At 59.1% G+C, this 26,089-nt stretch carries 26 protein-coding genes; 12 read left to right on the top strand and 14 right to left on the bottom strand.

Annotation, left to right across the window (positions count from 1 at the left end; translation table 11 throughout):
• Positions 1-64: 64 nt before the first annotated feature.
• The 4 genes from PZ897_RS13595 to PZ897_RS13580 all read left to right on the top strand — a co-directional run bounded on the left by PZ897_RS13595 (position 65) and on the right by PZ897_RS13580 (position 5,115).
• Complete coding sequence (locus PZ897_RS13595; RefSeq protein ID WP_275752937.1) at positions 65-1,432, top strand: sigma-54 dependent transcriptional regulator; 1,368 nt, start codon at positions 65-67, stop codon at positions 1,430-1,432.
• Between the two features lie 281 nt (positions 1,433-1,713).
• Positions 1,714-2,718 carry a DctP family TRAP transporter solute-binding subunit gene (locus tag PZ897_RS13590; RefSeq protein ID WP_275752935.1) on the top strand — a complete coding sequence of 335 codons (1,005 nt, stop codon included), beginning with the start codon at positions 1,714-1,716 and terminating at the stop codon, positions 2,716-2,718.
• 93 nt (positions 2,719-2,811) lie between these two features.
• Positions 2,812-3,492 (top strand): TRAP transporter small permease, encoded by a 681-nt coding sequence (locus PZ897_RS13585; protein ID WP_275752933.1) that lies wholly within the window; start codon positions 2,812-2,814, stop codon positions 3,490-3,492.
• Between the two features lie 6 nt (positions 3,493-3,498).
• Complete coding sequence (locus tag PZ897_RS13580) at positions 3,499-5,115, top strand: TRAP transporter large permease (protein WP_275752931.1); 1,617 nt, start codon at positions 3,499-3,501, stop codon at positions 5,113-5,115.
• A gap of 239 nt (positions 5,116-5,354) precedes the next feature.
• On the opposite strand, the gene PZ897_RS13575 is transcribed toward PZ897_RS13580, so the two are convergent.
• A complete protein-coding gene (locus tag PZ897_RS13575) occupies positions 5,355-6,533 on the bottom strand; it encodes a pyridoxal phosphate-dependent aminotransferase (RefSeq protein WP_275752930.1) in 1,179 nt (392 codons plus the stop codon).
• Between the two features lie 83 nt (positions 6,534-6,616).
• On the opposite strand from PZ897_RS13575, the gene PZ897_RS13570 reads away from it, so the two are divergent.
• Positions 6,617-7,297: a GNAT family protein gene (locus PZ897_RS13570; RefSeq protein ID WP_275752928.1), complete on the top strand. Its 681-nt coding sequence runs from the start codon at positions 6,617-6,619 to the stop codon at positions 7,295-7,297.
• A gap of 193 nt (positions 7,298-7,490) precedes the next feature.
• Positions 7,491-7,715: a phage holin family protein gene (locus tag PZ897_RS13565; protein WP_275752926.1), complete on the top strand. Its 225-nt coding sequence runs from the start codon at positions 7,491-7,493 to the stop codon at positions 7,713-7,715.
• Between the two features lie 6 nt (positions 7,716-7,721).
• Here the strand turns inward: PZ897_RS13565 and PZ897_RS13560 are convergent, their stop codons facing one another.
• From PZ897_RS13560 to PZ897_RS13545, 4 genes are all read right to left on the bottom strand, one after another.
• Positions 7,722-8,741, bottom strand: coding sequence for a nickel/cobalt transporter (locus PZ897_RS13560; RefSeq protein WP_275752924.1), 1,020 nt, complete (start codon positions 8,739-8,741; stop codon positions 7,722-7,724).
• On the bottom strand, positions 8,738-9,397 hold the full coding sequence (locus PZ897_RS13555; RefSeq protein WP_275752922.1) for a DUF1007 family protein: 660 nt from the start codon (positions 9,395-9,397) through the stop codon (positions 8,738-8,740). The genes PZ897_RS13560 and PZ897_RS13555 overlap by 4 nt, the downstream gene beginning before the upstream one ends.
• A 108-nt stretch (positions 9,398-9,505) precedes the next feature.
• Positions 9,506-10,399, bottom strand: a complete 894-nt coding sequence (locus tag PZ897_RS13550; RefSeq protein ID WP_275752920.1) for a LysR family transcriptional regulator — start codon at positions 10,397-10,399, stop codon at positions 9,506-9,508.
• Between the two features lie 299 nt (positions 10,400-10,698).
• Positions 10,699-10,938 carry a hypothetical protein gene (locus PZ897_RS13545; protein WP_275752918.1) on the bottom strand — a complete coding sequence of 80 codons (240 nt, stop codon included), beginning with the start codon at positions 10,936-10,938 and terminating at the stop codon, positions 10,699-10,701.
• A gap of 170 nt (positions 10,939-11,108) precedes the next feature.
• Here PZ897_RS13545 and PZ897_RS13540 point away from each other — a divergent pair, with 170 nt between their 5' ends.
• Positions 11,109-12,275: an AraC family transcriptional regulator gene (locus PZ897_RS13540; RefSeq protein ID WP_275752916.1), complete on the top strand. Its 1,167-nt coding sequence runs from the start codon at positions 11,109-11,111 to the stop codon at positions 12,273-12,275.
• Positions 12,276-12,328: 53 nt separating this feature from the next.
• Here PZ897_RS13540 and PZ897_RS13535 read toward each other — a convergent pair whose 3' ends face one another.
• Positions 12,329-13,945 carry a GMC family oxidoreductase gene (locus PZ897_RS13535; RefSeq protein ID WP_275752915.1) on the bottom strand — a complete coding sequence of 539 codons (1,617 nt, stop codon included), beginning with the start codon at positions 13,943-13,945 and terminating at the stop codon, positions 12,329-12,331.
• Between the two features lie 42 nt (positions 13,946-13,987).
• Positions 13,988-14,431 (bottom strand): sugar dehydrogenase complex small subunit, encoded by a 444-nt coding sequence (locus PZ897_RS13530; RefSeq protein ID WP_275752913.1) that lies wholly within the window; start codon positions 14,429-14,431, stop codon positions 13,988-13,990.
• 296 nt (positions 14,432-14,727) lie between these two features.
• Here PZ897_RS13530 and PZ897_RS13525 point away from each other — a divergent pair, with 296 nt between their 5' ends.
• Complete coding sequence (locus tag PZ897_RS13525) at positions 14,728-15,174, top strand: glyoxalase superfamily protein (RefSeq protein WP_275752911.1); 447 nt, start codon at positions 14,728-14,730, stop codon at positions 15,172-15,174.
• Between the two features lie 12 nt (positions 15,175-15,186).
• Here the strand turns inward: PZ897_RS13525 and PZ897_RS13520 are convergent, their stop codons facing one another.
• The 3 genes from PZ897_RS13520 to PZ897_RS13510 form a co-directional block, all read right to left on the bottom strand.
• Positions 15,187-16,176: a WD40 repeat domain-containing protein gene (locus PZ897_RS13520; RefSeq protein WP_275752910.1), complete on the bottom strand. Its 990-nt coding sequence runs from the start codon at positions 16,174-16,176 to the stop codon at positions 15,187-15,189.
• A gap of 12 nt (positions 16,177-16,188) precedes the next feature.
• Positions 16,189-17,286, bottom strand: coding sequence for a GTP-binding protein (locus PZ897_RS13515; RefSeq protein ID WP_275752908.1), 1,098 nt, complete (start codon positions 17,284-17,286; stop codon positions 16,189-16,191).
• A 206-nt stretch (positions 17,287-17,492) separates the two neighbouring features.
• Entirely contained in the window at positions 17,493-18,236 is a 744-nt protein-coding gene (locus tag PZ897_RS13510) for a creatininase family protein (protein WP_275752907.1), read from the bottom strand.
• A gap of 78 nt (positions 18,237-18,314) precedes the next feature.
• Here PZ897_RS13510 and PZ897_RS13505 point away from each other — a divergent pair, with 78 nt between their 5' ends.
• The 3 genes from PZ897_RS13505 to PZ897_RS13495 all read left to right on the top strand — a co-directional run bounded on the left by PZ897_RS13505 (position 18,315) and on the right by PZ897_RS13495 (position 20,942).
• Positions 18,315-18,854, top strand: a complete 540-nt coding sequence (locus PZ897_RS13505; protein WP_275752906.1) for a MarR family transcriptional regulator — start codon at positions 18,315-18,317, stop codon at positions 18,852-18,854.
• A gap of 88 nt (positions 18,855-18,942) precedes the next feature.
• On the top strand, positions 18,943-19,971 hold the full coding sequence (locus PZ897_RS13500; protein WP_275752905.1) for a LacI family DNA-binding transcriptional regulator: 1,029 nt from the start codon (positions 18,943-18,945) through the stop codon (positions 19,969-19,971).
• Positions 19,968-20,942: a 2-hydroxyacid dehydrogenase gene (locus tag PZ897_RS13495; protein ID WP_275752902.1), complete on the top strand. Its 975-nt coding sequence runs from the start codon at positions 19,968-19,970 to the stop codon at positions 20,940-20,942. Before PZ897_RS13500 ends, PZ897_RS13495 begins: the two co-directional genes overlap by 4 nt.
• A gap of 75 nt (positions 20,943-21,017) precedes the next feature.
• Here the strand turns inward: PZ897_RS13495 and PZ897_RS13490 are convergent, their stop codons facing one another.
• Complete coding sequence (locus PZ897_RS13490) at positions 21,018-21,782, bottom strand: gamma-glutamyl-gamma-aminobutyrate hydrolase family protein (RefSeq protein WP_275752900.1); 765 nt, start codon at positions 21,780-21,782, stop codon at positions 21,018-21,020.
• A gap of 296 nt (positions 21,783-22,078) precedes the next feature.
• Between PZ897_RS13490 and PZ897_RS13485 the strand changes: the two genes are divergently transcribed.
• Positions 22,079-23,185: a TRAP transporter substrate-binding protein gene (locus PZ897_RS13485; protein WP_275752898.1), complete on the top strand. Its 1,107-nt coding sequence runs from the start codon at positions 22,079-22,081 to the stop codon at positions 23,183-23,185.
• A gap of 191 nt (positions 23,186-23,376) precedes the next feature.
• Here PZ897_RS13485 and PZ897_RS13480 read toward each other — a convergent pair whose 3' ends face one another.
• The 3 genes from PZ897_RS13480 to PZ897_RS13470 all read right to left on the bottom strand — a co-directional run.
• Positions 23,377-25,206, bottom strand: coding sequence for a TRAP transporter large permease subunit (locus PZ897_RS13480; RefSeq protein WP_275752896.1), 1,830 nt, complete (start codon positions 25,204-25,206; stop codon positions 23,377-23,379).
• Positions 25,199-25,783 (bottom strand): TRAP transporter small permease subunit, encoded by a 585-nt coding sequence (locus PZ897_RS13475; protein WP_275752895.1) that lies wholly within the window; start codon positions 25,781-25,783, stop codon positions 25,199-25,201. Before PZ897_RS13475 ends, PZ897_RS13480 begins: the two co-directional genes overlap by 8 nt.
• Positions 25,784-25,903: 120 nt before the next feature.
• On the bottom strand, positions 25,904-26,089 hold a 186-nt coding region (locus tag PZ897_RS13470), incomplete at its 5' end, for a hypothetical protein (protein WP_275752893.1).

Here is a 26,089-nt window from a genome sequence, read left to right as displayed (position 1 = left end):
CTGGACAAGACGGGGTGGCCATGGTTTCAGGGTCTTCTTGAAAACCCAGAGGAGGAGCCGGCTGTTGGACGATACTTCCGCATTGAGGCTTCAGGATCGAGTCGTTCATCTGGTCGACGACGATGCTGAGTTGAGGCATGCGCTCAGGCAATCGCTCGAACTCGAAGGGCTGAGCGTGGTTTGCCATGCCGGTGCGGAAGATGTCGGCGATCTGCCACTGCGCAGCCTCTATGGTGTCATCGTGTCCGATATCCGGATGCCCGGCATGGATGGGCTGGACCTGATGCGCCATATCCTCGGAATCGATCCGACCCTTCCCGTGGTGCTGATTACCGGACATGGTGACGTGCAAATGGCGGTCGAGGCGATGCGCGCCGGAGCCTATGATTTCATCGAGAAACCATTTGCCGCAAACCGGCTATTCTCGGTGGTGGAGAGGGGACTGGAAAAGCGGCGGCTGGTTCTGGAAAACCGCTCGTTGCGCACGGCGCTCGAAGGCGGCGACGAACTGTCCTCCCGGCTGGTCGGGCGCAATCCGGCGATTCAGCATCTGCGGGCGCAGATTTCGGCGGTGGCGGAAACCGACGCAGACGTGCTGATCACCGGGGAAACCGGTACCGGCAAGGAAGTGGTGGCACGCGCGCTGCATGATTATGGTCCGCGTCGAAAAGGCAATTTTGTCGCCATCAATTGTGCGGCGCTGCCGGCGGAGATTTTCGAATCCGAATTGTTCGGTCACGAAGCCGGGGCCTTTACCGGGGCGCAAAAATTGAGGGTGGGCAAGCTGGAACACGCAAATGGCGGCACCGTGTTTCTCGATGAAATTGAATCGATGCCGATCGACCTGCAAGCCAAGCTGCTGCGTGCGATCGAAGGCCGCTCGATCGAACGGCTGGGATCGAACCGGCAGGTGGCGCTCGATGTACGCTTTGTCGCCGCGACCAAGTCGGATCTCAACAACAATCCTGCGTTCCGGACCGATCTTTATTATCGTCTCAATGTGATTACTCTTGAAATTCCTGCACTTAGGGCGCGCCGGGACGACATTCCGTTGCTGTTCTTCCACGTGGCGAGGGAAGCTAGGGCACGCTATCGCCGCGAAATCCCGGCCATAACACCGCAGGATGAAGCAGGTCTGCTCGCTCATGACTGGCCGGGCAATGTGCGGGAGTTGCGCAACGTTGCCGACCGGTTTGTCCTGGGCATGTGGTCGGGTTTCGGGCGCAACCCCGAAGCCGGTGTTGAAACCGGATCAGGTCACCTTTCGGATCGGATCGACGCTTTCGAGCGCGCCGTGATCCTGGCTGAAATCAGTCGAAATGGCGGTGCGTTGAAGCCCACCTATGAAGGTCTCGGCATTTCCCGCAAGGGGCTTTATGAGAAAATGCGGCGGCTGGGGATCAAGGCCAGCGACAACGAGCATGGGTCGTAGGCAACCCATGAGGGATGCCGAATGGGTCGTCTGCTGCCCGTCAGACGTGATTTTGATCCATGGGTGTTCAGGTTTTTGCCCAAATTGCGCGTAAATCCAGGCGATCCGAGCGGATTCCAGGATATGGCATGGCATTTGCTGTTATAGTTTGTGAACGCGATGGGCGGGAGGACATCGCCGGGAAGGGCGCATCCACACGCGGTGCTGGCATTCCCGGATTTCTCCGGTCTCCGCTTCGCCAGTGCAGTCCCGGGCAGTCTTGCCCCAGTGGAGGATATCTCATGAAAAAGCTTCTTTCTGGCGCGGTTTCTGCCGCCGCCCTCCTGATCACCGCCAATGCCGCTTCGGCAAACTGCGATGACGGTGAAATGGTCATCAAGTTCAGCCACGTCGTGGCTGCGACCGGTCACCCCAAGGGTGACGCAGCAACCCTGCTGGCCGAGCGCGTCAACTCGGAAATGAACGGCAAGGCCTGCATGGAAGTGTTTGCCAATTCGACGCTGTTTGACGACGACAAGGTTCTCGAGGCTCTGCTGCTGGGCGATGTCCAGCTCGCAGCACCGTCGCTTTCGAAGTTCGAAGCCTATACGCTCAAGTACCGTCTGTTCGATCTGCCGTTTCTGTTCTCGAGCCTCAAGGCGGTTGACGGCTTTACGCAATCAGAATCCGGCAAGGGCCTGCTGACTGTCATGGAAGATGTCGGTTACACCGGTCTTGGCTACTGGTCGTCAGGCCTGAAGCAGTTCTCGGCCAACAAGCCGCTGCTGACGCCGGCAGACGCCAATGGCCTGAAATTCCGGGTCCAGACCTCAGACGTGGCCGTGGCGATGATCGAAGCCATGGGGGGCTCGGCCCAGAAACTGGCGTTCAAGGAAGTCTATGGCGCGTTGCAGACAGGTGTTGTCGATGGGCAGGAAAATTCCTGGTCGAACATCTACACGCAGAAGTTCTTCGAGGTTCAGGACGGTGTCACTGAAACGAACCACCAGGTGCTGGCCTACCTTCTCGTGACCTCGACGGAATGGCTCAACAGCCTTGACGCCGATTTCCGCGACCAGTTTGTCAAGATCGCAGATGAAGTGACGATCGAAGCCAATGCCGCGGTCGCCGCGACGGAAGCTGCAAACCGGCAGAACATTCTCGATGCCGGCGGCACGATCCGCGAACTTGATGCCGAGCAGCGCAAGGCCTGGATAGATGCGATGAAGCCGGTCTGGACAAAGTTCGAAGGCGATATCGGCGTCGATGTGATTGAAGCTGCGGTCGCTTCAAACGACGCAAGCTAGGTCGGTCCTTTCTGCAAGGCGGATCCGGGGGGCCGTTCTCCCGGATCCGTCCATGTGACTGCGGGCGGGTAACAGGCAATCGAGGGGGACGCCATGAACGCGTATTTGCCTTATCTTATCATGGGCGGGGTGATCTTGCTGTTCTGGATCGCGGAACGGCGCAACCCGGATTCAGTGACCCGGTTCGAGGAGAATGTGCTCGCGATCATTCTGGCGCTGATCACCATCGTCTCCTTCACTCAGGTTGTCGCGCGCTACGGCTTCAACAGCGGTTGGACCGGCGCCCTCGAGTTTACCAGAATCCTGTTTGCGTGGATGATCCTGTTCGGTATGAGCTACGGCCTGAAACAGGGGATGCATCTGGGCGTCGACGCGCTGCTGCGCTTGTTTCCCAAACCGGTTTTCCGGGCTTTTGCAATTTTCGGCGCAGTCTGCGCCTTCCTCTACGCGGCTATTTTGATTGAATCTGTGTGGCTCGGCGTCTTTGGCGCCGAGACCCGCGGCGGGGCGATGGTTTACTGGTCAAAGATGTACCAGATCGGCATCGGCCTTGATGACCTGCGCTATCCGGACTGGATGCAGGACAGCTTCGGGCTGCGGGAGCGTGTGCAGCGCTGGATTGCCTATCTCATTCTCCCCATCGGCCTGGGCCTGTTCGGCTTCCGGGCGCTGCAAGCCATGATCGCGATATGGCGCGGCGACCGAGAATTGATCATTGCCGGACATGAGGCGGAAGACCTCGTTGCCGAAAACCGCAACGTTTTGAAGGACTGATCCGGCATGGAAACCACAATTCTGTTTGTGCTCGTTCTTGGCCTGTTGTTTGTCGGTGTGCCGGTGGCGGTGTCGCTGGGGCTGTCGTCGATCCTTCTGATTGCGTTCTTCTCCACCGATTCGATGTCCTCAGTCGCCATCCAGTTGTTCACCGCATCGCAAAACTACACCTTGCTCGCCATCCCGTTCTTCGTGCTGGCGTCGGCGTTCATGTCGACAGGGGGCGTGGCCAAGCGCATCATCCGCTTTGCCATCGCGACAGTCGGCCATTTCCGGGGCGGCCTGGCCATGGCAAGCGTGCTTGCCTGCATGCTGTTTGCGGCCTTGTCGGGTTCGTCTCCTGCCACGGTCGTCGCCATCGGCACCATCGCCATCGCCGGCATGCGGCAGGTGGGCTATTCGAAGGAATTTGCAGCCGGTATCATCGCCAATGCCGGAACTCTTGGCATCCTCATACCACCATCGATTGTCATGGTGGTCTATGCGGCGGCAACGGATGTGTCGGTCGGCCGGATGTTCCTGGCTGGCGTGATGCCCGGCATTGTTGCGGGATTGATGCTGATGATCGCGATTTACATCGTCGCGCGGATCAAGGGCCTGCCGTCGGAGCCATGGCGCGGATTTGGTGAAATCGTCGCGGGCGGCAAGGATGCCGGCTGGGGACTGTTCCTGATCATCATCATTATCGGCGGCATTTATGGCGGAGTCTTCACCCCGACCGAAGCCGCTGCCGTCGCCGCCGTCTATTCTTTCTTTATTGCCCTCTTCATTTATCGGGACATGGGGCCGATGGCAGGCATCAAATGGGTGAGCGAGACCGATTCACGCAGTGCCCGTGCCGGGTTTTCCGGGGTCGTCTATGCCCTGGCATTCTATTTCGTCTGGATGATCCTGTCGTTTTTCGCCACCAATGATTCCGATAGCATCACCTTTGCAGGGCGCTCCAATCTGGGGCTGGCAATCTCGTTTGCCATTCTGGTGGCTTACACAGCCTGGCGTGGCGACAAGGGACTTGCCGGTGTGCCTGGCGCGTTGGTGGCCGGGCTTCCTGTCTGGAGCCGCAATCTGTCCCTGATGGGTCGCAATTTCGGCAAGGCTTTCTTCAACGAAGACACCCGCAAGGTGATGGTGGACGCGTCGAAAACCACCATCATGCTGATGTTCATCATCGTCAACGCGTTGCTGTTTGCCCACGTGCTGACATCGGAGCGGATTCCTGACGCGATCACCCAGCTGATGCTCGGCTACGGGTTTACCTGGTTCACCTTCCTGATTGCCGTCAACATTCTGCTGCTGATCGGCGGCCAGTTCATGGAGCCGTCCGGTCTGCTGCTGATTGTGGCGCCAGTGGTGTTTCCGATCGCGATGGAACTCGGCGTCGACCCGGTGCATCTGGGGATCATCATGGTGGTCAACATGGAGATCGGCATGATCACGCCGCCGATCGGGCTCAACCTGTTCGTCACCTCCGGCATCACAGGCATGAGTCTGGTGCAGGTGGTCCGCGCAGCGCTGCCTTTCGTGGCGGTACTGTTCCTGTTCCTGATCATCGTGACCTATGTGCCGGGCCTGTCGACCTGGCTGCCCTACAGTCTGATGGGGCCGGAAATCGTGACCAGATAGGTACTGGCAGCCCGAGACCAGGATTGCGCAAAATCGAACGGATCGCGGCACGCATGCGCGCCCCGCCATTTTGCCGGATGCTGAAAGCCTGCAGGTTACACGATCCTGAAGGTCAAACCGGCCTATCAACGTTAATCTGCTGTTAACTAATTGAGCGCAGCCTGAGTGTCAGACATGCCATTTCACTCCTCCCAAGAACGGCATGACGGATAAGGGCGGCGCAAGCCGCCCTTTTCTGTTCAGGGTTTCTTCACGGCCAGAAATTCTCCCACCCGGGCGATGGCGGCTTCGATGTTTTCATCGGAGTTGGCGCAAGAGACGCGAATGTAGCCCTCGCCGAGAATGCCGAAATCCGGACCGCCAATCAGGGCGACACCGGCCTCTTCAAGCAGAGCGCTGGCGAGTTTCTTGGCCTTCCAGCCGGTGGCCGAGATGTTCGGAAACGCGTAGAAGGCGCCCTTCGGGAGAACACAGGACACGCCGGGCAAATCGTTGAGCAGGTCGGTGACCAGCTGGCGGCGGCGGTCGAACGCCGTGAGCATCCCGGCCACCGCATCCTGTGGACCGTCTATGGCTGCGATACCCGCGAATTGCGACGGAGCGTTGACGCAGGACCAGCAATTGACCGCAAGTTTGCGGACATAGCCGATCAGGCTGGCGGGCCAGATCGACCAGCCCATGCGCCAGCCGGTCATGGCCCAGGACTTGGACCAGCCATTGAGCACGATCAGCCGGTCCCGGATCTCCGGATAGATCAGCAGCGAGGTGTGGCTTTCTCCGTCATAGGTCATGACGTCGTAGATTTCATCGGAAAGGATGGCGACATGTGGATGGGCGGCCAGTCCGGCGACCAGCTTGTCGATTTCGATCTTCGGGGTGACGCCGCCGGTCGGATTGGCTGGCGAATTGAGGATCAGCAGCCGGGTTTGGGGCGTGATCAAAGCCAGTGTCTCTTCGGCTGAAAAGGCAAAGCCGTTTTCTTCACGCATCGGAACCGGGATCGGGCGCGCACCGACATGTTCGATCATCGACCGGTAGATTGGAAAGCCGGGATCGGGATAGAGGATATCGATGCCGGGTTCACCAAGCATGCGGATGGCGGCATACATGGTGGGTTTGCCGCCGGGCATGATCATGACGCTGTCCGGTGAGATGTCCACACCGGTCATAAAAAGGGTTCTGCGGCAGACCGCCTCCCGGGTCTGCAGCAGGCCATTGGCCGGTGTGTAGCCGTGATGACCGTCGCGCAAGGCCTTGACCGCCGCCTCGACAATATGTTCCGGCGTTTTGAAGTCCGGCTGGCCTATGCCGAGATTGATGATGTCGCGTCCCTGGTTGGCGAGATCGGTAGCACGGGCGAGCACTGCGAAGGCATTTTCTTCGCCAATGCGGTCAAAGGCGGCAACGGGATGGAGCATCGTGTTTTTCCTCGCGGCAGTGGTTGTCTTGTCGCAACAACTCATGTCCTATCCCGGCGCGGATTTCAATTCAGGTGGCACCAATGCGTGATTTGACCAAATGGACTGCACGGCCTGCGCCGGAGGGTTTTTCTTCGACGGGGCGGTATGTGATGATCGAGCCATATCGGCGCGATGTTCATGAGGCCGGGTTATGGGAGGCGCTGGGCGGGGCTGGCGTCAACGATCTGATCCGTTATTTCCCCAATGGCCCCTATTCGCAAGCATCCGAACTCTGTGACTGGCTGGATCGCTCCGGGCGCAATCTGGGCTGGGTCACCTGTATTTTCCGTAGCCGCCATACGGGAGATATTGCCGGCATGGCGTCATTGATGCGGCCTGATCCGGCAAACGGTGTGGTGGAGGTGGGGTCGGTCGCGCACGGGACGGCAATGGCGCGGTCGCCAATGTCAACTGAAGCGCATTACCTAATGGCGCGGCATGTGTTCGAGGGTCTCGGTTACCGGCGCTACGAGTGGAAATGCCACAACGACAATGCCCCCTCGAAGGTGACGGCAACCCGTCTGGGTTTCCAGTTCGAGGGGGTCTTCCGGCAGCACATCGTTGCCAAGGGAATGAACCGCGATACGGCCTGGTTTTCGATGCTCGACAGTGAATGGCCGGAGCGCAAGCGGGCTTTTGAAGCCTGGCTTGCCCCATCCAATTTCCAACCGGACGGTCGGCAGAAGAAGCGTCTGGAGGATATCAGGCAGACCGTCGGATGATGCCGCTATGGCGAGCAGGTGCAGCCGGAAAATGTGCGGTTCACCGGTTGATGGGTGTCGCCGAAGCGTGAAACGGCTTGCAGCGGCAAACCAATGACAGGTAGATGATGCGGCAGAATGGCCGCGTGTGTTGCCGTGGTGCAGAAACAGATGAAATCGGTGGATGAATGCCACTTTGCAAAGGACAAGTCCCATGAGCGAACCCACAGCCACGAACCGCTCTTCCGCGATTGCTGCTGCGGTGATTCTTGGCGCCACCGGGCTGGCCTTTTATTTCATGCCCTCGATGATGATCGCCCTGGCGGAGATTTCGCCCTGGCTTTCCTACGCGGTGGGAATCGCGTTCGTGCTGGCATTTTTTGCCGTGTTCTGGCTGCGCGGCAAGCGCCAGCAAAAGCCCCAGGACAAGCCCGAATAGAGCGGCTCAGGCCTGCAGCGATGCGGCCAGCAACAGCAATCCGAGAGCCAGAACAATCGCTGCTCCAAGTATTTCGATGAGGGTGCCGACATGACCTCCCATCGAGGCGCCAGACAGGCGGACGGCGGCCCCCTTGGCCATCACCGCAAGTGTTGCCAGAGCGGACACCGTGATTGCCGTGCCGAGCGCCATGGCGAATGTCGAGACAATGCCGGCCAGCCAGAGGCCGTTCAGCATCGAGAAAGTCAGCACAATCAGTGCGCCCGTGCAAGGCCGGAGACCGACCGCCACCACTGCGCCCCAGGCTTCGCGCAGGCTGAAGTCACGACCGGAGATCAGCGCCGGATCGGGAAGATGCGAATGTCCGCAGGTGGAGCAGGCATCACTATCTGAATGGTGATGGTGATGATGACCATGATCATGGCCTTGATGATGATCGGCATGAGCGTGCTGGTGCCCCGCAGCTGACACCGCGACGGGTTGCTTGCTGCGCAAAGACAGCAGTTTGCGGCTGAGCAGCCAGAACCCGAAGGCGGCGATCAGCGCATAGCTGGTGATTTCCATGAAATGCGTCGCCTCGGTCATCGATATGGCAAAGCTACGCAGTACGTAATAGGCAAAGCCAACCAGTGCCACTGCCGTTACCGCCTGCAGCATCGATGACAAAAAGGCAAGCACCACGCCTCGTTTGAGCGCCACTTCATTGGCGATCATGTAGGATGAAATCACCGCTTTGCCGTGGCCCGGCCCGGCGGCGTGGAAGATACCATAAAGAAACGACAGGCTGACCAGTCCCCACATTTGCCAGGGATCGGACCGCATGGCTTTCAGAGTCCCGGTCAGCGCGCGGTAGAATGCCTGCTGCTGCTGATTGATCCAGCCGAGAAAGGGGCCGCCAAAACCGTTGGGGCGGATCATCGGTTCGGCGGTGCCGATGCCGAGCGATGACTGGGCATGGGACATAGTGGTCAGCAGCACAAGACAGACGGCTGCCAGAACGACAACGCGAGAGATGACAGGCTTCATTTGCAATCGAGCTCCAGCCGTGTGGCAAACAGCTTTGAAAAATCATTGTTGGTGGTTGTTTCAAAAAAGGCTTCGGTCAGGAATTCCTGATTCTGCGCCATCACTTCGTCCGGGTCCGGCCGCACCACTTTGCGCGCACAACGGGAAGCCGACTCCCCTGTTATGACCATGTCCTCATCATGAATGAAGTCGAGAGAGGCATACATGGTCGGATCGAACACGCCGATGGCAATCTTGCCGGTCAGGCGGAGCTCCTCCTTGGGAACAACGGCAAAGAACATCAGCAACTGGCCGTCCTGGAAGGCAACATTGATCCTCTCAGGAAGCGCAATCTCGACATCCCGGCCATCGATGCTGACTGTCGTGTAGTAATCGAACTCTGCCAGTGAATGCGTGACCAAATCGCTGATCTTTGACAGTTCGCCGGCATCGAGCTCCATATTCGAGTCTTCATCGAAATCGAGGACGATGCTGGACGAGAACACTTCGTCAAAACGCCAGACATTCCGGAACTCCGACACCCTGCCATCGGCAGACGTTTCAACCTCGAGGCGAGCGTCGGCAAACACATGCGGATGTGCCAAGGCAGGCACGGGGACAAGCATGGCGGCAAAAGCAGCGATGGCTGGCAAGCGCCACTTAGAATGTAGGGTCATGGTCCGCAATTCTGTCTGTCCTGATCAGTGCTGTGCTTTGCCATTGAATATGGACGAAAATTCGGCAGACGCCAGTCACCGCGACATTTGGAACCAGGACAGGCGGGATCAGGCGGCGGTCTTGAACCACTGGGTCAGAAAATCGACGAAGGCACGAACCTTGGCGGGAAGATAGCGGCGATGCGGATAGATCGCATAGATCCCGCTGTCGGTAGAAAGGAAATCATCGAGGATCGGCACCAGCGTTCCGACCGGTTGGCGCTCCTTGAAAACGAAGTTCGGGAGAATCGCGACACCCAGTCCGGCCTCGGCTGCGCGCATCGCCGTCAGCGGGCTGTTGACCTCAAGCCGTCCCTTGACCGAGACCGAGAAAGTGGACCCGTCCTTGTTCTCAAAACGCCAATTGTTGAGGAACCGGCCATTGGTATCGATGATGCAGGGCAGGTCTGCAAGCTGGGACGGATGCGTGATCGGTCCATGTTTCGCCAGAAATTCCGGTGACGCGCAGGCGATCAGGGAAAAAGATGAAAGCTTGCGGGCGATAAGGCCGGAATCCTCAAGCTTGGTGATGCGGATCGCGACGTCATAGCCTTCCTCGACCAGATCAACGAAACGATCATCCGAGATGATTTCCAGCGTCACGTCGGGATGGGCGGCTGCAAATTCAATCAGCGAGCGGCCGATGGCAGCGTCGGCAAAGGTGCGCGGCGCCGATACCCGGATGCGCCCCTTGAGGTCTTTCGAACCTTCGCGCACCAGATCAGCCAGATTGTCGATTTCCTTGAGGATGTCGGAAGCGGTGCGAAAGTAGGTGTGGCCGGCTTCCGTCAGCGAGAACTGGCGGGTGGTGCGGTTGAGCAGCAAGGCGCCGAGGTCGTCTTCGAGTTCGCGCACATATTTTGACAAAAGCGCCTTGGACCGGCCAACCTTGCGCGCGGCGGCCGAAAAGCCTTCGGCTTCGACCACGTCGATGAAAGCGCGAATCCGGGTCAATGTATCCATGGGTCGGGTCCTTGGTGCGCGTCGCGGCTTGGCAATCATGGGCATTGTCTGCACAAATCGAACAGTAAACCGATATTGTTCAATGATAGGTTATTTCAAGGGAAAACAAGCAAATCAAGTTTGTGCGTCCGTTTTCACGGCCCACCTTGATAATGGGAGAGTGTGCCGCGCGGGACTCGCGCCCATTCCCTGGCGCAGAGCGCTTGAAACCGGAGGGGATATCGAGCCGGCGGGCATGGCCAACAGACAGGCGCCGCGACTTTCACAAGACGCGGCGCTGCTGACAGGTCTGAGCTTGATCAGAACACGAGCCCGCTGCCGTAGTTCATGGGGCTGGACGGATATTTGCTCGCGGCGGCGTTGGCGTCGCGGTCAAAGCTGGAGGTGGCTGCGCAATCAATGTTTGCGTCTGCAGCCTTGGCCGGCGCCGTGGCGCACAGTTCGGCCTGGGTGGTGGCGGTTGCGGCAAAGGCTGAGCCTGCGGTGAACGGCAACAGGGTTGCCAGTGTAAAGGCCATGGCTGCGGTCATCTTTTTCATGGGGATCTCCTTCAAGAGTGGTTTGGCATTTTCAGGCCGGTTCCGCTGACCCTGTGCGGGAGAGCAAAACCGGCGATGTCTTGAACCTGGTGCCCGGGACGCGGGTATGCCGCGCTCCTTTGAAATCCGAAGCGGAAGTTTCATTTCTGAGGCGACAATTCCGGAATCGATTGGATTGTTGGCCCGGCAACACCTATCTCGAGGACTGGCTGACGCGCACCCGCGCCGGTGACGCGCAAATCACGGATACGAACATGTCGATTGAATTGACTCTGGCTGGCTTTATCGACCTCTTCCTGCGGGGTGCGACGTTCGGGATATTGTTGCTGGTGATTGCGCGCTTTGTGCGCCGTCCGGATTTCGGACCGTTGTGCCTGACCGGAATCCTGTTCGGTGTTTCGGGTCTGGTGGAGATCATTCTCAACGCACCAACACTCACCGAGATGCTGGCGCCGCCACCCGCGCTGATGCTGGCATTCCAGCAATTGCACTTCATTGCTCTGTGGTGGTTCGTGCTGGCGTTGTTTGATGACCGGTTCAGCTGGCGGGTCGGCATTTTCTGGCCGGTAGCGGTTGCTTTTCCGCTTGTTGCTGGTGCCGCCTTTGCACCGGAGGACTGGCGGTGGCCTTTCACCATGGCGCTTGTGGCGATGAATGCGACGCTGTTCGGGTTGATCATCTATCGGGCCTTGTGCAATCGGGCCAGCGATCTGGTCGATGAGCGGCGCAGTTTCAGTCTGGCGCTGGCGTTCTCGGTTCCGCCGTTCACACTGCTGGTGTTCGTCACCAACCTCATCAGCATCAACGCGCCGCTTTATGCCGACCTGTGCCTTGCCTATTCGGCGGTCTATTTCACATTGGCCTTGGGTTTTTCCTATTGGCTGACTGCTCTGAAGGAGGGGTTGTTCCAGCGTGCGGGCAATGGATCAGTTGCAGCGGCCGGGCGCGGTGAGCTGACCGCAGCGGATCGGCTTGAACTGGACCGGGTGATCAAGGCCATGGATGGCGGGCTCTATCTGGAGCCGGGACTTACCATCGGTGGCCTGGCCGATGTGCTCAACGTGCCCGAGCACCGGCTGCGACGCCTGATCAACGGCGGTCTCGGCTACCGCAACTTCGCAGCTTTTGTGAATGATTACCGGATTCGGGAAGCCAAACGCCGCCTCTCAGACCCGGAAATGGCGCGCGAGCAGATCATCCAGCATGCCTTCAGTCTTGGCTACGCGTCGCTTGCGCCCTTCAACCGCGCATTCCGGGAGCGTGTCGGCGTGAGCCCGACGGAATACCGCGAAGGAGCGCTGGGCGGGGTGATGGAAGCGACCGGTCCGGCTGCTTGATCTCTCGCGCCAGGCTCGGTTCTTCCGCGCTGCCGGGCCAATGCGCCGCCCGTCTATTTGACGGAGGCCGCGATCGCATCGACTGCGCGCAGTGACAGGGCGGCGATGGTCAAGGTCGGGTTGGCCGTGGCAGAGGTGGGGAAGGTTCCCGACCCCAGCAGAAAAAGATTGCGGTGGTCGAAGCTGCGCAAATCCGCGTCAACCACGGCGCTCGCGGAGTCCGAGCCCATTCTTGTCGTGCCGATGATATGGCCGGCGCCCTGAGCCTCGGGCGAATGGCGAACGTTCCTGGCACCGAGAGCCGCAAACACTTCCTCATGTGCCTTTTCGGCGGCCTCGAGGCCGTTGCGCGTGTAAGCGTCGAAATCATAGCGGATGCGCGGCAAGGGAATGCCATTGGCGTCCCGTTTGTCGGGGTCGAGGGTCACACGGTTTTCCGCGTCCGGTGATTGCTCGACCAGCGAGGCAAGCCGGATCTGACGCGAGGTGACGTCCTTGATCGCCGCATCCAGCTCCCCACCGCGCAGACCCTGAGCTGCCAAATCCGCCGCCGTGGTCGCGGGCGCGCCGGTGGGCCAGCTGTGGCCGTCATTGCCGATTTCGATGCGGAATGCGCCGCGCTGCTTGCGGAAGTCGCCGTCGCGCAGGTTTTCGATGCCGGATGTGGAAAGCGGGCCGCGATAGGGCCATACCGGTTCAGATGCTTCGGCCCAGCTCAGGCGGGTGGGGTGATCCATCAGATTGCGACCGACCTGGTCGGAGCTGTTGGCGACGCCGTTGGGAGCGTTCTCCTGTGCGGAATTCAACAGCAACCGCGGCGTCTCGATGGCATGGGCGGCGACAATGACGACCTTGCCTGAAGCGGTGCCGGTGGTGCCGTCTGCACGGCGGAATTCGACCGAGCCGATTTCGCCATTTTCTCCGACATTCAATTTTGTTGCTGTGGTCTGGTCGTGGATCGTGGCGCCGGCCTGTTCTGCCAGGGCGATGTGCACAGTGGCATCGTATTTGGCCTGGATCGGGCAGATCGGAATGCAGGAATTGTTGCCGCAACATTCCGGCCGATCCGCGTGGAACAGCGAGTTGCGGCCTTGCGGTGTGGCGCGGACCTGATACCGGGTGCCGTCCAGTGCCGAGGCAAAGTGCTTGTCGAGATAGGTCATCGCAATCTGCGGCATCGGGAATTCGCCCGAGCGTGGCGAGCCGAGATCCTCGGTCGAATCTCCGGCGACACCGATTTCGTTTTCAGCTTCGAGATAGAACGGCTCAAGATCGTCGTAACTGAGCGGCCAGTCGACGCCGTGCCCGTAGAGCGATTTCAGTCTGAAGTCGGAAGGGAGATTGCGCAATGTCGTGCCAAGCCAGTGCCAGGTCGTCCCGCCGACCACCTTGATGTAGGTCGACTTGAACAGTTCCGGCCCGCTTTGCTGATAGAAGTCTTCAATCCGATGTGACAGCGGATGAGACGCCTCGGGATCATTGGGGTAAGGGGACTCCGGCACCTTGATCTTGGCATTCCAGAATTTTTCGACCGCGTCATAGCGATCGATGCGCTTGCCCGATTCGAGAAAGGCGACGCTCAGACCCCTGGCTGCGAGCTTGGCGCCGGCCATCGCGCCGGCGACGCCGGTCCCAATGATGAGAATGTCTGCGGTGATGTCATGCGCCATGGTGCTGGCTCCCGTAAATCTTAAAATGCGGCCGAGAAGAGGTCAGCTGGCGGGAGGATCGGCCCAGTACCCGGTTGCGCCGCCACAATAGCCCATCGGCTTGCTGTAACTCATCGCCGGCCACATCAGGGCTTCGGTGTAGGTAATGACTTCGTTGCTCTCGGGATCGGGCGACACTCCGCTGTACCAGGCGGCAACGATACCGTTGCTGAGATCCGGATTGGCATTTCCCTCCACCAGCGCGGCAAGTTCCTCGGCTTTTCCGATGGACTTGAAAGCCTGCAGCATCTTTGCGGCATCTTCCGCCGCAAGGTCTGGATTGCCGGTGAGCTTTATCGAAAGATCCAGAAAATCATCTATGTCGACAGTTGCGGCGAAAGCCTTGCCAGGCCATGGCGCAAAGCCGGAAACGGCCAGAGCCGTTCCTCCGGTCAACACACTGCGTCGTGTGGCGCTCAGCAGGGGGGCGGATTTCGGCCGGGTCATGCAATTCTCCTCGCGCGTTGAGATTTCCAACGCACGTCTTCGCAAAAGGTTCCCTCCTTTCCGTGCTAAATTTATCCTTCTGTATTCCTGGCCGGTATTCTGGGCCACATGCCGCAGATTGACAATCAGCTTTGGCATACCTATTTGACGTCTCTCGGGTCTGGAGCCCCGGCCGTTCGCAGGCAGATTGCCATGGTGAAGTCTCCGGCTTTCAAGCAGTCACCTTTTTGATGACATGCCAGATGGTGGAACGCGGACACCCCTTGGATACGGTATGTCATGACAGGAGATCTGCCATGCGTGACTTCACGCCCTTGCCAAATTTGAGCACACTCAAGGATCAGGCCAGACGCCTGAGAACCCGACTGGAATCCAGCGGTGAAACCATCGGCCATTCCAAAGCGCTGGAGCTGATTGCCGCGCAGTACGGGTATAATGACTGGAACACGCTGTACGCGGCGATAGGCAACCGGCCCGGGCCTGAAAGCCTGGCACCCGGCAGCCGGGTGAGCGGAGCTTATCTGGGCCAGCCCTTCACCGCCAAGGTGGTGGGTATCCAGGCCATCACATCCGCACCTGGGCATTTTCGGGTGTCGCTTGATCTTGATGAAGCCATCGATGTTGTCACCTTCGACAGCTTCTCCGCCTTCCGAAAGCGGGTCAACGGCGTCATCGGCAAGCATGGGACAAGCAGCGCGCGCACATCCAATGGACGCCCGCAGCTGGAAATTTCCTGGTCTTGATCAGGAACGAGTTCAGCCGGCTATGTCGACAACGCCGCAATCGCCTGCTTGCGATCCAAACGCCAGCAGGCGACCGGACCTGTTCCACGCCAAGGCCGTGACCGGGCCCTTGCCGGGGCGTCGCAACAGTGCTTCCTTGCTGTCGGCAAAGCGGACAGCAAGGACCATGCCGTCGCCAAAACCAATGGCAACAAGGTCTTCCAGCGGGTGGCAGGCGACGCAGGTGACCATCGTGTCAGCGCGCTGACCGAGTTCGAGCGGTCCTTTGCCCATAGGCCCGTCCTTGCCCGAAAACGGCCAGACGATTGCTGAGGGAGCCCCGGAGGAGGCGAGCCATTTCCCCTTGTTCGACCAGGACAGCGATTTGACCTTGGCGGGGTAGCCGGTCATGCGCATGTGGCGCTGTTCCCCGCCCGGCTTGCCGTCCAGCTTCCAGCCATGCAGCGCATTTTCCTGCATGGCGGTGACCAGAAACCGGCCGTCAGGGCTGAACATCACCTGATTGTGGGCACCCTTCCATTCGAAGTCGATTGCAGGTGCGCTGCCGTGCACGAAAACGAGAGACACGCCGTTGTAGCGGGTCATCGCCAGCCGAAGGCCTTTCGGTGCAAAGGCAAGGCCTTCGATGGTGCGCGCCTCTTCGAAAGTCCGTTCGGTTCCGTCAGCCAGCAACACTGTTGCTGTGCGACCCTCGGCAAACGCGACCGCGCCCTGCGGACCGGTGGCAACAGCGCCCATCCATTTGCGTCCGGACGGGCGCAGCGTGGTTTCTGTCCCGTCTGCGTCAAGCCGCATCACCTTGCCGTCTTCGCCGCCGCTGATCAGGCTCTTGCCGTCCCAGGTGATGGCGGTGGCGAGCAAGCCGTCATGCAGTTCATGCCTATGGGTGCCGTGGTCGAGGCGTACGACCTGACCTGAGGCCAGAGCGAAGACCGGAACATCCTCCAGAAAAGCTGCGGCCAGACAATGGTCATCGAGATCAATCGGGGCGACAGTTGGCATGATCTGAACCCCTCAGGCCTGGCAGGCCAGAAAGGTCCGCTCGAGCTTCTCGCGGTCGAGATCGCGTCCGATGAAGACGATGCGGCTTTCGCGCTTTTCGTCGTCTTTCCAGGCGCGCTGGTGATCACCTTCAACGATCATGTGGATGCCCTGGATGATGTAGCGATCAGCATCGCCTTCAAAGGCGATGATGCCCTTGAGCCGGAGAATGTTCGGGCCGTCCAATTGGGTGATCTTTTCGATCCAGGGGAAAAACCGTTTCGGATTGAGTGGCCCGCCGCGCAACGAGATCGATTCGATGGTTGAATCGTGAATGGCGGCCGGAGCGGCATGGTCGTGATGGCTGTGGCCGTGATGGTCATGACCGTGATCGTGACCATGATGGTGATGATGATGATGATCATGATCGCAATCCGGTGTGCAGACATGATCGGGGTGATCGTGATCGAGGAAATGCGGGTCGTTGTCGAGCGCCCGGCTGAGATCAAAAGCGCCACGGTCGAGCACGGCGTCGAGTGGTATGGCGGCGCGCTCGGTGCGGTGAATGCGGGCCGACGGATTGATTGCGCGGACCGTTCGTTCGATGGCCTCGAGCTGCTCCGGGGTCACCAGATCGGTCTTGTTCAGGATCACCACATCGGCAAAGGCAATCTGGTCTTCGGCCTCGCGGCTGTCTTTCAGCCGGGCAGGCAGATGCAAGGCATCCACCAGCGCGACGACAGCGTCGAGCCTGGTCTTGGCGCGGACGTCCTCGTCCATGAAGAATGTCTGGGCCACCGGCACTGGATCGGCAAGTCCTGTGGTCTCGACGATGATGGCGTCAAAACGGCCGGGACGGCGCATCAGGCCTTCGACCACGCGGATCAGATCGCCGCGCACGGTGCAGCAGACGCAGCCATTGTTCATCTCGTAGATTTCCTCGTCGGATTCGACGATCAGGTCATTGTCGATACCGATTTCACCGAATTCATTGACAATCACCGCATAGCGCTTGCCATGCGGCTCGGAGAGAATCCGGTTGAGCAGGGTGGTCTTGCCGGCGCCAAGATAGCCGGTCAGCACGGTGACGGGGATCTGGGCCACAGGGGTAGGGGATGGCGCTTCGCTCATGGGATCTCTCTGTCCGGAAAATGCGGTTGACCTTCATATAGGCGGTTGGAACGGCATATGCCATTCACAAGGATATGATTTGGGGCGCCATTGCCAACTCCTATGGCCTCGATGATTGCCGGCCTTGAGGTTCCCGCCCGGTGCCTTGCGTGCGAACAGGCCTTGATGTCCGACCAGGCAGGGCCGGGCGGGATGAGATGACGGATCTAAGTGAGATCGTTTACGTCAAACGATGCCATGTCGGTCAGCAAGTCACTCAAACCGTGCACGGCGTGCGCCAGGATCGCTTCCCCCTTGTCCGCGGTGGCCCTGCTGGCCTTGCCGGCGGCGCCGTCGGGGTTGAGATCCGACATTTTCCAGCCGAATGCATGCGGGCCATAGGCACGCAGATGGGTGAAGCGTGTGGCGTAGTCCGCCTGCCGCGAGGGGAAATCCTGCAACGCGTCAAGCCGGACAAGATCGGGTCTGAGCGCCAGCATCACCGAGGTTTCAATGTCTCCCGCATGGATGTCCAGGATCTTGTCTTCCGGCGGGATCAGGCCGGCGGGTATGCCAAAACGCGTCCAGCTTGTGGCGACAACAAGCATGTTGAACCGCACCCGGGCTTCGGTGGCGACAATTGTCAGCAATGGCGCGTTGCCGCCATGGGCATTGAGCAACATGAGCCGGCACAGGCCGCGGGTGGAGCAGGCGGCAGCGATATTCAGCCAGCGATTGACCGCCTCATCGAAACCAAGAGTTCGGGTTCCCTCCACGTCCATGTGCTCGATGGAGTAACCGACCGGTTCGACCGGCAGCAGTTCGGTCTGAACTTCAGCCGGCGCTGCCGCACAAAGCCGTTCGGCCACAGCTTGTGCAATCAACGCATCGGTCTCGAAGGGCAGGTGGGGGCCATGGTGTTCGTGGGCTCCCAGGGGAAGGATTGCGATTGGTTCGGTTTGTAGGGTCATGTGGTGGTTTTTCCGCTAGGGCTTGAATAGGGTCGGACCCTATGGTGATGGGCCTAAGCCCGCAAGGAGGAGCTGTCGATGTCCGCCACAAAGACAATCAAGGGCAAGAAATCCAAAGCGAGTGTCCCTGCTGAGGCACTTTCGATGATCAATCAGGTTGCGCGCAACACGCGGACCGCTTTGTCCCGTCATTTGATGGATATTGGCCTTTATGCCGGTCAGGATAGCGTCATGCTGGCCCTCGATGCGAGGGACGGCCAGACACCGGGTGCGATAGCGGTCTCGCTGGGGGTCAAGGCGCCGACGATTACCAAGACCATTGGGCGTCTGGCGGCGCAAGGGTTTGTGCGGCGTGAAAGTTCACAAAATGACGGGCGGAAGATGCTGGTATTTCTGACCGGAGCCGGGCGTGACCAGATCAAATCGGTCCGCAAGTCGCAGCGCAGGACCGAAAAAATGGCGTTTGCCGGGCTGAAGAAAAAACAGCTCAGAGATCTGGTTGCGGTTCTGGCGGCGGTCGATGCCAATATAGCGGCAAGCCTGAATTGTGATGATTTGCCGGATGCTTTGCCGCCGCAGGATAAGGCACCATTGTCCGCAGATGGCTCGTCTCGGTAACTGATTGATTGCCAGTCCCGTTTAAACCTTTTAGTTTCCTTTAAACGTTTGAATCGGGGCGAGGTGCTCCGCCAAAGGGAATCCGGATTTGGCGCAAAAAGTTAAACTGTCTACCATCGCTGAGGCCCTGGGCCTTTCGACGGCTACCGTCTCTCTCGCCTTGCGCGACAGTCCGCTGGTGGCCGACCTGACGCGGGACCGCATCAAGGAAAAGGCCAAAGAGCTTGGTTACATCTACAACCGCCGCGCTGCTTCGCTCAGAACCTCGCGGTCGGGAATCATCGGAGTTGTCGTTCACGACATCATGAACCCGTTCTACGCGGAGATTCTCAAGGCAATCGAGACCGAGCTCGATCGCAGCCGGCAGACCTTCATTCTGTCCAATCACTATGATTCCGTCGACAAGCAACGCAATTTCATCGAGACTTTGCTGCAACTTGGCGGGGATGGTGTGATCATGTCGCCGGCTATTGGAACCCCTGCCACGGACATTCGCCTGGCCGAAGACAATGGCATGCCTGCTATTTTGATTGCCCGCTCGGTGCCGGAGATTGATGTGCCGACATTTCGCGGTGATGATGCCTATGGCACGGCGCTTGCAACCAACCATCTGATCAGCCTTGGCCACACTTGCATCGCCATGATCGGCGGAACCGACCATACGTCGACCGGACGAGATCGCTATGCAGGGTATGCCGAAGCGCTCCAGAAAGCCGGGCTTGCCGTCGACCCGGCATTGAGGATTCCCGGGCCGCGAACCAAGCGAAGCGGGTTTGAGGCGGCGGTGAATTTTCTTGCGAATCCGCTTAAGCCGACGGCGGCGGTATGTTGGAACGACCTTGTGGCCATTGGCCTGATGAACGGCATTGCGCGAGCAGGTCTTATACCAGGAAAGGATATTTCGGTGACGGGCTATGATGATCTTGAAGAAGCGGCAATTGCAACGCCGGCGTTGACGACGGTCTGGAACGGCCAGTCGGAAGTCGGCCGTTTCGCGGCACGGGCACTGCTCGACAAACTCAATGGATCAAGCGAAGCCGATGGCTTGCACTTGATAAAACCGGAAATGCGGATCCGGCAGTCAACGTCACCGCTCAATCCGGGAGCGGGCCGATGAGCGGTTCGGATCGCGTGGTTCTGCTGCCGGGCAAGGTCCATCCCAGGGTTCGCGAACGAGTCGAAGCGGAATTTGAAGCGATCTCGATCGGGGCAGCGGATGCCGGGTTGATCAATGAGGAAACGCGCGGACGTGTCAGGGGCATCGCTGCGATGACCGGGATCACGGCCGACTTCATTGATGCTTTGCCCAATCTCGAGATTATTGCCAATTTTGGCGTAGGTTACGATGCAGTGGATACACACCACGCGGCCAAGCGGGGCATCATGGTGACCAACACGCCGGATGTGCTGTCTGATGAGGTTGCCGACACGACTGTCGGATTGCTGCTCAACACGCTGCGTGAGTTTCCAAAGGCCGAGGCGTATCTGCGTGCCGGACGCTGGGTGACTGACGGGGCCTACCCGCTCACTCCGCTGACCTTGAGAAATCGTACCGTCGGCATTTTCGGATTGGGTCGAATCGGGCTGGCGATCGCCCGGCGCCTGGAAGCTTTCGGATTGCCGATCCACTACCATACCCGTACCGAGAGAAAGGATGTCGACTACCCCTGGCACACGAGCCTGATCGGGCTGGCAGCGGCTGTCGATACGCTGATTGTGGTGGTTCCCGGCGGCGCGGCAACTGAAAAAGCGGTCAACGCCGATGTTCTCGAGGCGCTGGGCCCGCAAGGTGTGCTGATCAGTGTCGGGCGTGGATCGACCATTGACGAACCGGCTTTGGCAGCAGCGCTGGCTGACCGGCGGATTGCCGCAGCCGGGCTCGATGTGTTTGCCGATGAACCCAATGTGCCGCAGGCGTTGATGGACCTGCCGAACGTCAGTCTGCTGCCGCACGTGGCGTCGGCGTCGGTGTCGACCCGAAACGCCATGGCAGATCTGGTGGTGGACAATCTCGCCGCCTGGCTTGATGGCCGGCCGGCACTGACGCCGGTTCCCGAGTGCACTGGCATCGACCGCGCTGCGCGGTGAAACCTTGCCAGGCTCGACAGGCATCCCGTTCCGCATACGGGACGGGATGCGCAGCGCGGCTTGGAGCCAAATGTTCTATTCGGCGGCTTGAGCCGTGTGGGTATGGCGCGTCCTGACAGCGTCGCCGAAAGCGGCGAAGATCTTGTCCGAAACCACGTCGCTGCCGACCCAGTATTCCGGGTGCCATTGTACTCCGATCGCGAAGCCGGGCGCGCCAATCACGCTGACAGCCTCAATGGTGCCGTCCTCTGCGACCGCGTCAACCGCCAGTCGCGGCGCCAATTGCGAGATCGCTTGCCGATGCAACGAATTCACCTGAACCTCGCCTTCTCCGAGGATGGCCGCCAGACAGCTGCCTTGCGTGATCTTGATGGCATGGCGGATCGCAAACGCCTCGTCTCTCTCTTCGGTCGGCGGCTTGCGGTGATCCATCCGTCCTGGCAACTCCTGGATTTCCGTGGCCAGTGAGCCGCCAAGCGCGACGTTGAGTTCCTGAATGCCGCGGCAGATGGCGAGCAGCGGAATTCCGCGCTCGATGGTCCGTCGGATAAGGGCGATACTGAGCAGGTCACGGGCAGGGTCGAAAGGGCCGTGATGGTCTGTCTCGTCCTCACCGTAATTTGACGGATGGACATTGGTGCGGGATCCGCTGATCAGCACACCGTCGACCCGGTCAAGCACCATATCGACATCGGTGCCCTCGGTCAGGGCAGGTATTATCAATGGCAGAACATTGGAGCCTGTGAGCGCGGCCATGATGTATTGGTCGGGAGCTGCATGCCATGTGTATCCTTCGAACTCGCGGATATCTGCCGGTATTGCGACTAGTCCACTGTGCATTGCCCAATTCCCTTGATCCGACGGACGCTTTGCAGCGATCCGCAATGCCTGGTTCTTGCGTTTCATGCGAAGTTTGTCAATTCCATCGCTGCCTGATCCGGCTGCGGAAAACGATGAAATTGTGAACCTGATTCGAGATCAGGGCAACCGGCAATAAAGACGGACCATCGCTGCTGAAATTCCGGCGCGCGGTTGAAAGGCCAGCCGCAACATGGTTAGTTACATCCATGTCGTCGAGGTACAACAGGTGGACAAACCACTCGCCCTCCGGCGTTGTTTCAACTGGGAGGAAATTTATGGATCGTCGTTCCTTTATCAAGAAGGCTGGGGTTGCCGGCGCAAGCGCTGCAGCTGCAACCACGCTGGCCGCACCGGCCATAGCGCAGACAACGCCGAAGGTTACATGGCGATGCTCTTCAGGCTTTCCAAAGGCACTCGACACGATCTACGGCGCGGCGGAAGTTTTCGCTCAGGCTGTTTCCGAAGCCACCGACGGTAATTTCGAGATTCAGACCTATGGATCCGGGGAAATCGTTGGTGCGCTTGAAGGTGCCGACGCGGTGCGCGATGGCACGATCGAGATAGCGCATACAGCGTCTTACTATTTCTTTGGCAAGGATCCGTCCTGGGCGTTCGGAACCGGTGTTCCCTTCGGTCTCAATCAGCGCATGACCAATGGCTGGCTGTACGAAGGCGGCGGGCTGGACTTGCTCAACGAGTTTTACGCCGACAACAACATGATTGCTTTCCCGGCAGGTAACACCGGCGCCCAGATGGGCGGTTGGTTCCGCAAGGAAATCAACACTGTGGCCGACATGCAAGGCCTCAAGATGCGCATCGGCGGATTTGGCGGCCGGATCATTCAGGAAGTCGGCGTGGTTCCGCAGAATATTCCAGGTGGCGACATCTATGCTGCGCTTGAAAAGGGCACCATCGACGCGGCCGAGTTTGTCGGCCCTTATGATGACTCCAAGCTCGGCTTCAACAAGGTCGCCCCGTACTATTATTATCCGGGTTGGTGGGAAGGCGGCGTGACGCTGATGAACCTGATCAACCTGGACAAGTGGAATGAGTTGCCAAGCGCATACAAGGGCGTCGTGAAATCGGCGTCAGCGCTCGCCAACAGCGTGATGATGGCGCGTTACGACATCTTGAATCCACCAGCACTCAAGACGCTGGTGTCGGAAGGCACGAAGCTGCGTCCCTACAGTCTGGAAATCCTCGAGGCTTGCTTCAGCGCGGCCAACAAGGTGTATGCGGAAATCGGCGCAGAAAACGCTCAGTTCAAGAAACTCCACGATTCCTATATGGGGTATCGTGGCGATGGCTATCTCTGGTTCCAGCTGGCTGAGTACAATATGGATACATTCATGATGATCCAGCAGCGCGGTGGCAAGCTCTAACAGGCCGCCATTTCACGCGAATTGAGTGAAAGCCCCGGGAACTTTCTGTTCCGGGGCTTTTTTCTTGAACGCGACATGTCAGCTTTCAAAGCGCCACAGCCGCCCTTGCGCATCCAACTGGATGCATGGCGCGGTAGCATTGCTGCCACAGGCATTCCCCCCCTTGCCGGTTTCAGGTAACCCGGAACTGGTCAGTTGAAGTTGGGCAGCCCTGTCGCGCCGCCCGGCGCGGGCAGGCCTTCAGGCGCGGGCAGGTCTTCGCTGTCGGCCGGCTGAGATGGCCCGCCAAAGTTCGGCATTGCGGGCATGCCGACATCGCCGGAGTCCCCGGAGCCTGGTGTGCCTGGAAGACCAAAACCGCCGTCCAGGCTCAGACCCGAGCCGGGCAGACCAAATCCGCCACTGCCGATATTGTTGATCGCGTCGTCGATGTCGTTCTGGTCCATCATTATCGGATCGGTCTTGTAGTGGGTCACAAGACCGGGGAAAGCGATCAGAATGCCCAGCATGACAATCTGTATGATGATGAAGGGTAGGGTTCCGGTGTAGATCGCCTTGGTGGTGATGGGGTCGATCATTCGGTCGGTCGTCTTGTCGTGCCAGGCTTTGATGGGGGCCACGGAGCGCAGATAGAACAGTGCGAATCCGAATGGCGGGGTGAGGAAACTGGCCTGCAGGTTGAAGCCGAGCAAGACTCCGAACCAGATCAGGTCGATGCCCAGTTTTTCCGCCACTGGCGCCAAAAGCGGCACAAGAATGAAGGCAATCTCGAAGAAATCGAGAAAGCAGCCGAGGATGAAAACGATGATCGAGATCGTGACCAGGAACCCGTTCTCGCCACCCGGTAGGGCGAGCATCAACTCCTCCACCCAACGGTCCCCGGCAATGCCGTAAAAGGTCAGCGAGAAAACCCGTGCGCCGATCAGGATGAACATCACGAAGGTTGCCAGTTTCGCGGTGGAATCCAGCGCCTGGACAAGTGTTTTCATATCCAGACGGCGCTTCATCGAAGCCATCACCAGTGCACCGGAGGCGCCCATGGCACCACCTTCGGTGGGCGTTGCTATGCCCAAAAAGATGGTGCCAAGCACCAGAAAAATCAGCGCAAGCGGCGGAATCAGAACGATCACCACCTGCTCGGCCATCCTGGAGAGGAAGCCCAGTTTCAGGGTGCGGTTGAGCATTGCAAAAGCGTAAGGAATGATTGTCGCGGCAAGCGCCGACCAAACGACCCGGGTTTCATAGCGCAGTTCCTGGAAGACATAAATGTAGCCCAAAACAAACAGCGCCACTGCGCTCAAGAGGATCAGGATCAGTGAAGGTCCGCCATTGCCAAGCGGCCGTGCTTCCGGTGGCAGCGCAGGCACCCAATGCGGCTTGATCAGGGCAATGGCGAATATGTAGGCGCAGTACATGCCAACGACTATCATCGCCGGGAAAAATGCACCGACATACATGTCGCCCACCGAACGGCCAAGCTGGTCGGCCATGACGATGAGGACAAGGGATGGTGGAATAATCTGCGCGAGCGTTCCCGACGCAGCAATCGTGCCGGCTGCAAGCCCGGGATTGTAATTGTAACGCATCATGATCGGCAGCGAGATCAGTCCCATGGCGATGACAGATGCGGCAACAACGCCGGTGGTGGCTGCCAGCAGTGCGCCGACGATGATGACGGCAAAGGCGAGGCCGCCGCGAAGGGTGCCGAAGAGTTGACCAACGGTATCGAGCAGATCCTCGGCCATGCGCGAGCGTTCCAGAATCAGCCCCATGAAGGTGAAAAACGGGATCGCCAGCAGCGTGTCGTTGCGCATGATGTCGAAAACGCGGTTCATGTTGGCCTGAGCCAAGGGCCAGGAAAGCCGGATTTCGGGCGAATACTCACTAAGTTCGACACCTGCAACGAAGAAATACATGCCGCCAGCGGCGAGCGTGAAGGCAACCGGATACCCGATCAACAACATCGCCATGACGGTTATGAACATGATCGGCGCGAGATTGTGAGCAACAAGATCAAGCATCCCTGTCGCCCTTCATTTCAAGCCCGGCTTCCACTTGCGGCGGCAAGTCGTGGCGGCTGCCGGGCTCATCCTCAATGAGGCCACGAATGATGGCGATGCGCTTGATGATCTCGGACACAGCTTGCGTGGTCAGCAGAATGAAACCGAGCAGAACGCTGGCCTTGGCCGGCCAGATGATCAGACCGCCAGCGTTGCTTGACATTTCGCCAGACAGGAACGAGCGCCAGAAGAACGGCCAGGCGAGATAGGTCATCATGATGCAGAAGGGGAGCAGGAAGATGAAATGGCCGACGAGGTCGATCCAGTCACGTGTCTTCTTGGAAAGATTGCCAGCCAGAACGTCGATGCGAACATGCTCGTTCTTGCGCAAAGTATATCCGGCTGCGAGCATGAAAACCGCGCCGAACAGATACCACTGTACTTCCAGCCAGGCATTTGACGACATGTCAAACATCTTCCGGATTGTCGCATTGCCGGCGCTAATCAACACCGCTGCAAGGACCAGCCAGGCCACATTGCGGCCGAAAAACTCATTGATCCGGTCAATAGCCCGGCTCAACGTCAATAGACTTTGCATCTTGTTCTCCCGGTTGCTTCACCTCCAGTTAATAGGAGTGTGATCAACCATGTTCCCCTTTTGACACCACCCGGATCTGCCGAGCGATGCTGCGCCAGTGTTTATCAGGAAAAATGCACATCACGCAACGAGTGGTGCATAAGCTTTACCAGTTGTCAGTTGCGGCGGCACGCATGGCGTGTTTTTGTTCAATTTCGTGCACAAATCGAGCGACAACACACAAAGGGGTTGAGGGTGCGGGCCAGCGAGCTGTTTGATGTTTCCGGCGAAATTGCGCTTGTGACCGGAGGCGGAACCGGCCTCGGC

Origin of the sequence: Hoeflea sp. YIM 152468 (assembly GCF_029210485.1) — a bacterium.
Lineage (GTDB): Bacteria > Pseudomonadota > Alphaproteobacteria > Rhizobiales > Rhizobiaceae > Hoeflea.
This window is presented reverse-complemented; position numbering and strand designations above follow the sequence as displayed.

Coding starts and splice junctions, on each gene's coding strand:
- PZ897_RS13590 (WP_275752935.1), top strand. CDS start 1,714: ATGAAAAAGCTTCTTTCTGGCGCGGTTTCTGCCGCCGCCCTCCTGATC.
- PZ897_RS13585 (WP_275752933.1), top strand. CDS start 2,812: ATGAACGCGTATTTGCCTTATCTTATCATGGGCGGGGTGATCTTGCTG.
- PZ897_RS13580 (WP_275752931.1), top strand. CDS start 3,499: ATGGAAACCACAATTCTGTTTGTGCTCGTTCTTGGCCTGTTGTTTGTC.
- PZ897_RS13575 (WP_275752930.1), bottom strand. CDS start 6,533: ATGCTCCATCCCGTTGCCGCCTTTGACCGCATTGGCGAAGAAAATGCC.
- PZ897_RS13570 (WP_275752928.1), top strand. CDS start 6,617: ATGCGTGATTTGACCAAATGGACTGCACGGCCTGCGCCGGAGGGTTTT.
- PZ897_RS13565 (WP_275752926.1), top strand. CDS start 7,491: ATGAGCGAACCCACAGCCACGAACCGCTCTTCCGCGATTGCTGCTGCG.
- PZ897_RS13560 (WP_275752924.1), bottom strand. CDS start 8,741: ATGAAGCCTGTCATCTCTCGCGTTGTCGTTCTGGCAGCCGTCTGTCTT.
- PZ897_RS13555 (WP_275752922.1), bottom strand. CDS start 9,397: ATGACCCTACATTCTAAGTGGCGCTTGCCAGCCATCGCTGCTTTTGCC.
- PZ897_RS13550 (WP_275752920.1), bottom strand. CDS start 10,399: ATGGATACATTGACCCGGATTCGCGCTTTCATCGACGTGGTCGAAGCC.
- PZ897_RS13545 (WP_275752918.1), bottom strand. CDS start 10,938: ATGAAAAAGATGACCGCAGCCATGGCCTTTACACTGGCAACCCTGTTG.
- PZ897_RS13535 (WP_275752915.1), bottom strand. CDS start 13,945: ATGGCGCATGACATCACCGCAGACATTCTCATCATTGGGACCGGCGTC.
- PZ897_RS13530 (WP_275752913.1), bottom strand. CDS start 14,431: ATGACCCGGCCGAAATCCGCCCCCCTGCTGAGCGCCACACGACGCAGT.
- PZ897_RS13525 (WP_275752911.1), top strand. CDS start 14,728: ATGCGTGACTTCACGCCCTTGCCAAATTTGAGCACACTCAAGGATCAG.
- PZ897_RS13520 (WP_275752910.1), bottom strand. CDS start 16,176: ATGCCAACTGTCGCCCCGATTGATCTCGATGACCATTGTCTGGCCGCA.
- PZ897_RS13515 (WP_275752908.1), bottom strand. CDS start 17,286: ATGAGCGAAGCGCCATCCCCTACCCCTGTGGCCCAGATCCCCGTCACC.
- PZ897_RS13510 (WP_275752907.1), bottom strand. CDS start 18,236: ATGACCCTACAAACCGAACCAATCGCAATCCTTCCCCTGGGAGCCCAC.
- PZ897_RS13505 (WP_275752906.1), top strand. CDS start 18,315: ATGTCCGCCACAAAGACAATCAAGGGCAAGAAATCCAAAGCGAGTGTC.
- PZ897_RS13495 (WP_275752902.1), top strand. CDS start 19,968: ATGAGCGGTTCGGATCGCGTGGTTCTGCTGCCGGGCAAGGTCCATCCC.
- PZ897_RS13490 (WP_275752900.1), bottom strand. CDS start 21,782: ATGCACAGTGGACTAGTCGCAATACCGGCAGATATCCGCGAGTTCGAA.
- PZ897_RS13485 (WP_275752898.1), top strand. CDS start 22,079: ATGGATCGTCGTTCCTTTATCAAGAAGGCTGGGGTTGCCGGCGCAAGC.
- PZ897_RS13480 (WP_275752896.1), bottom strand. CDS start 25,206: ATGCTTGATCTTGTTGCTCACAATCTCGCGCCGATCATGTTCATAACC.
- PZ897_RS13475 (WP_275752895.1), bottom strand. CDS start 25,783: ATGCAAAGTCTATTGACGTTGAGCCGGGCTATTGACCGGATCAATGAG.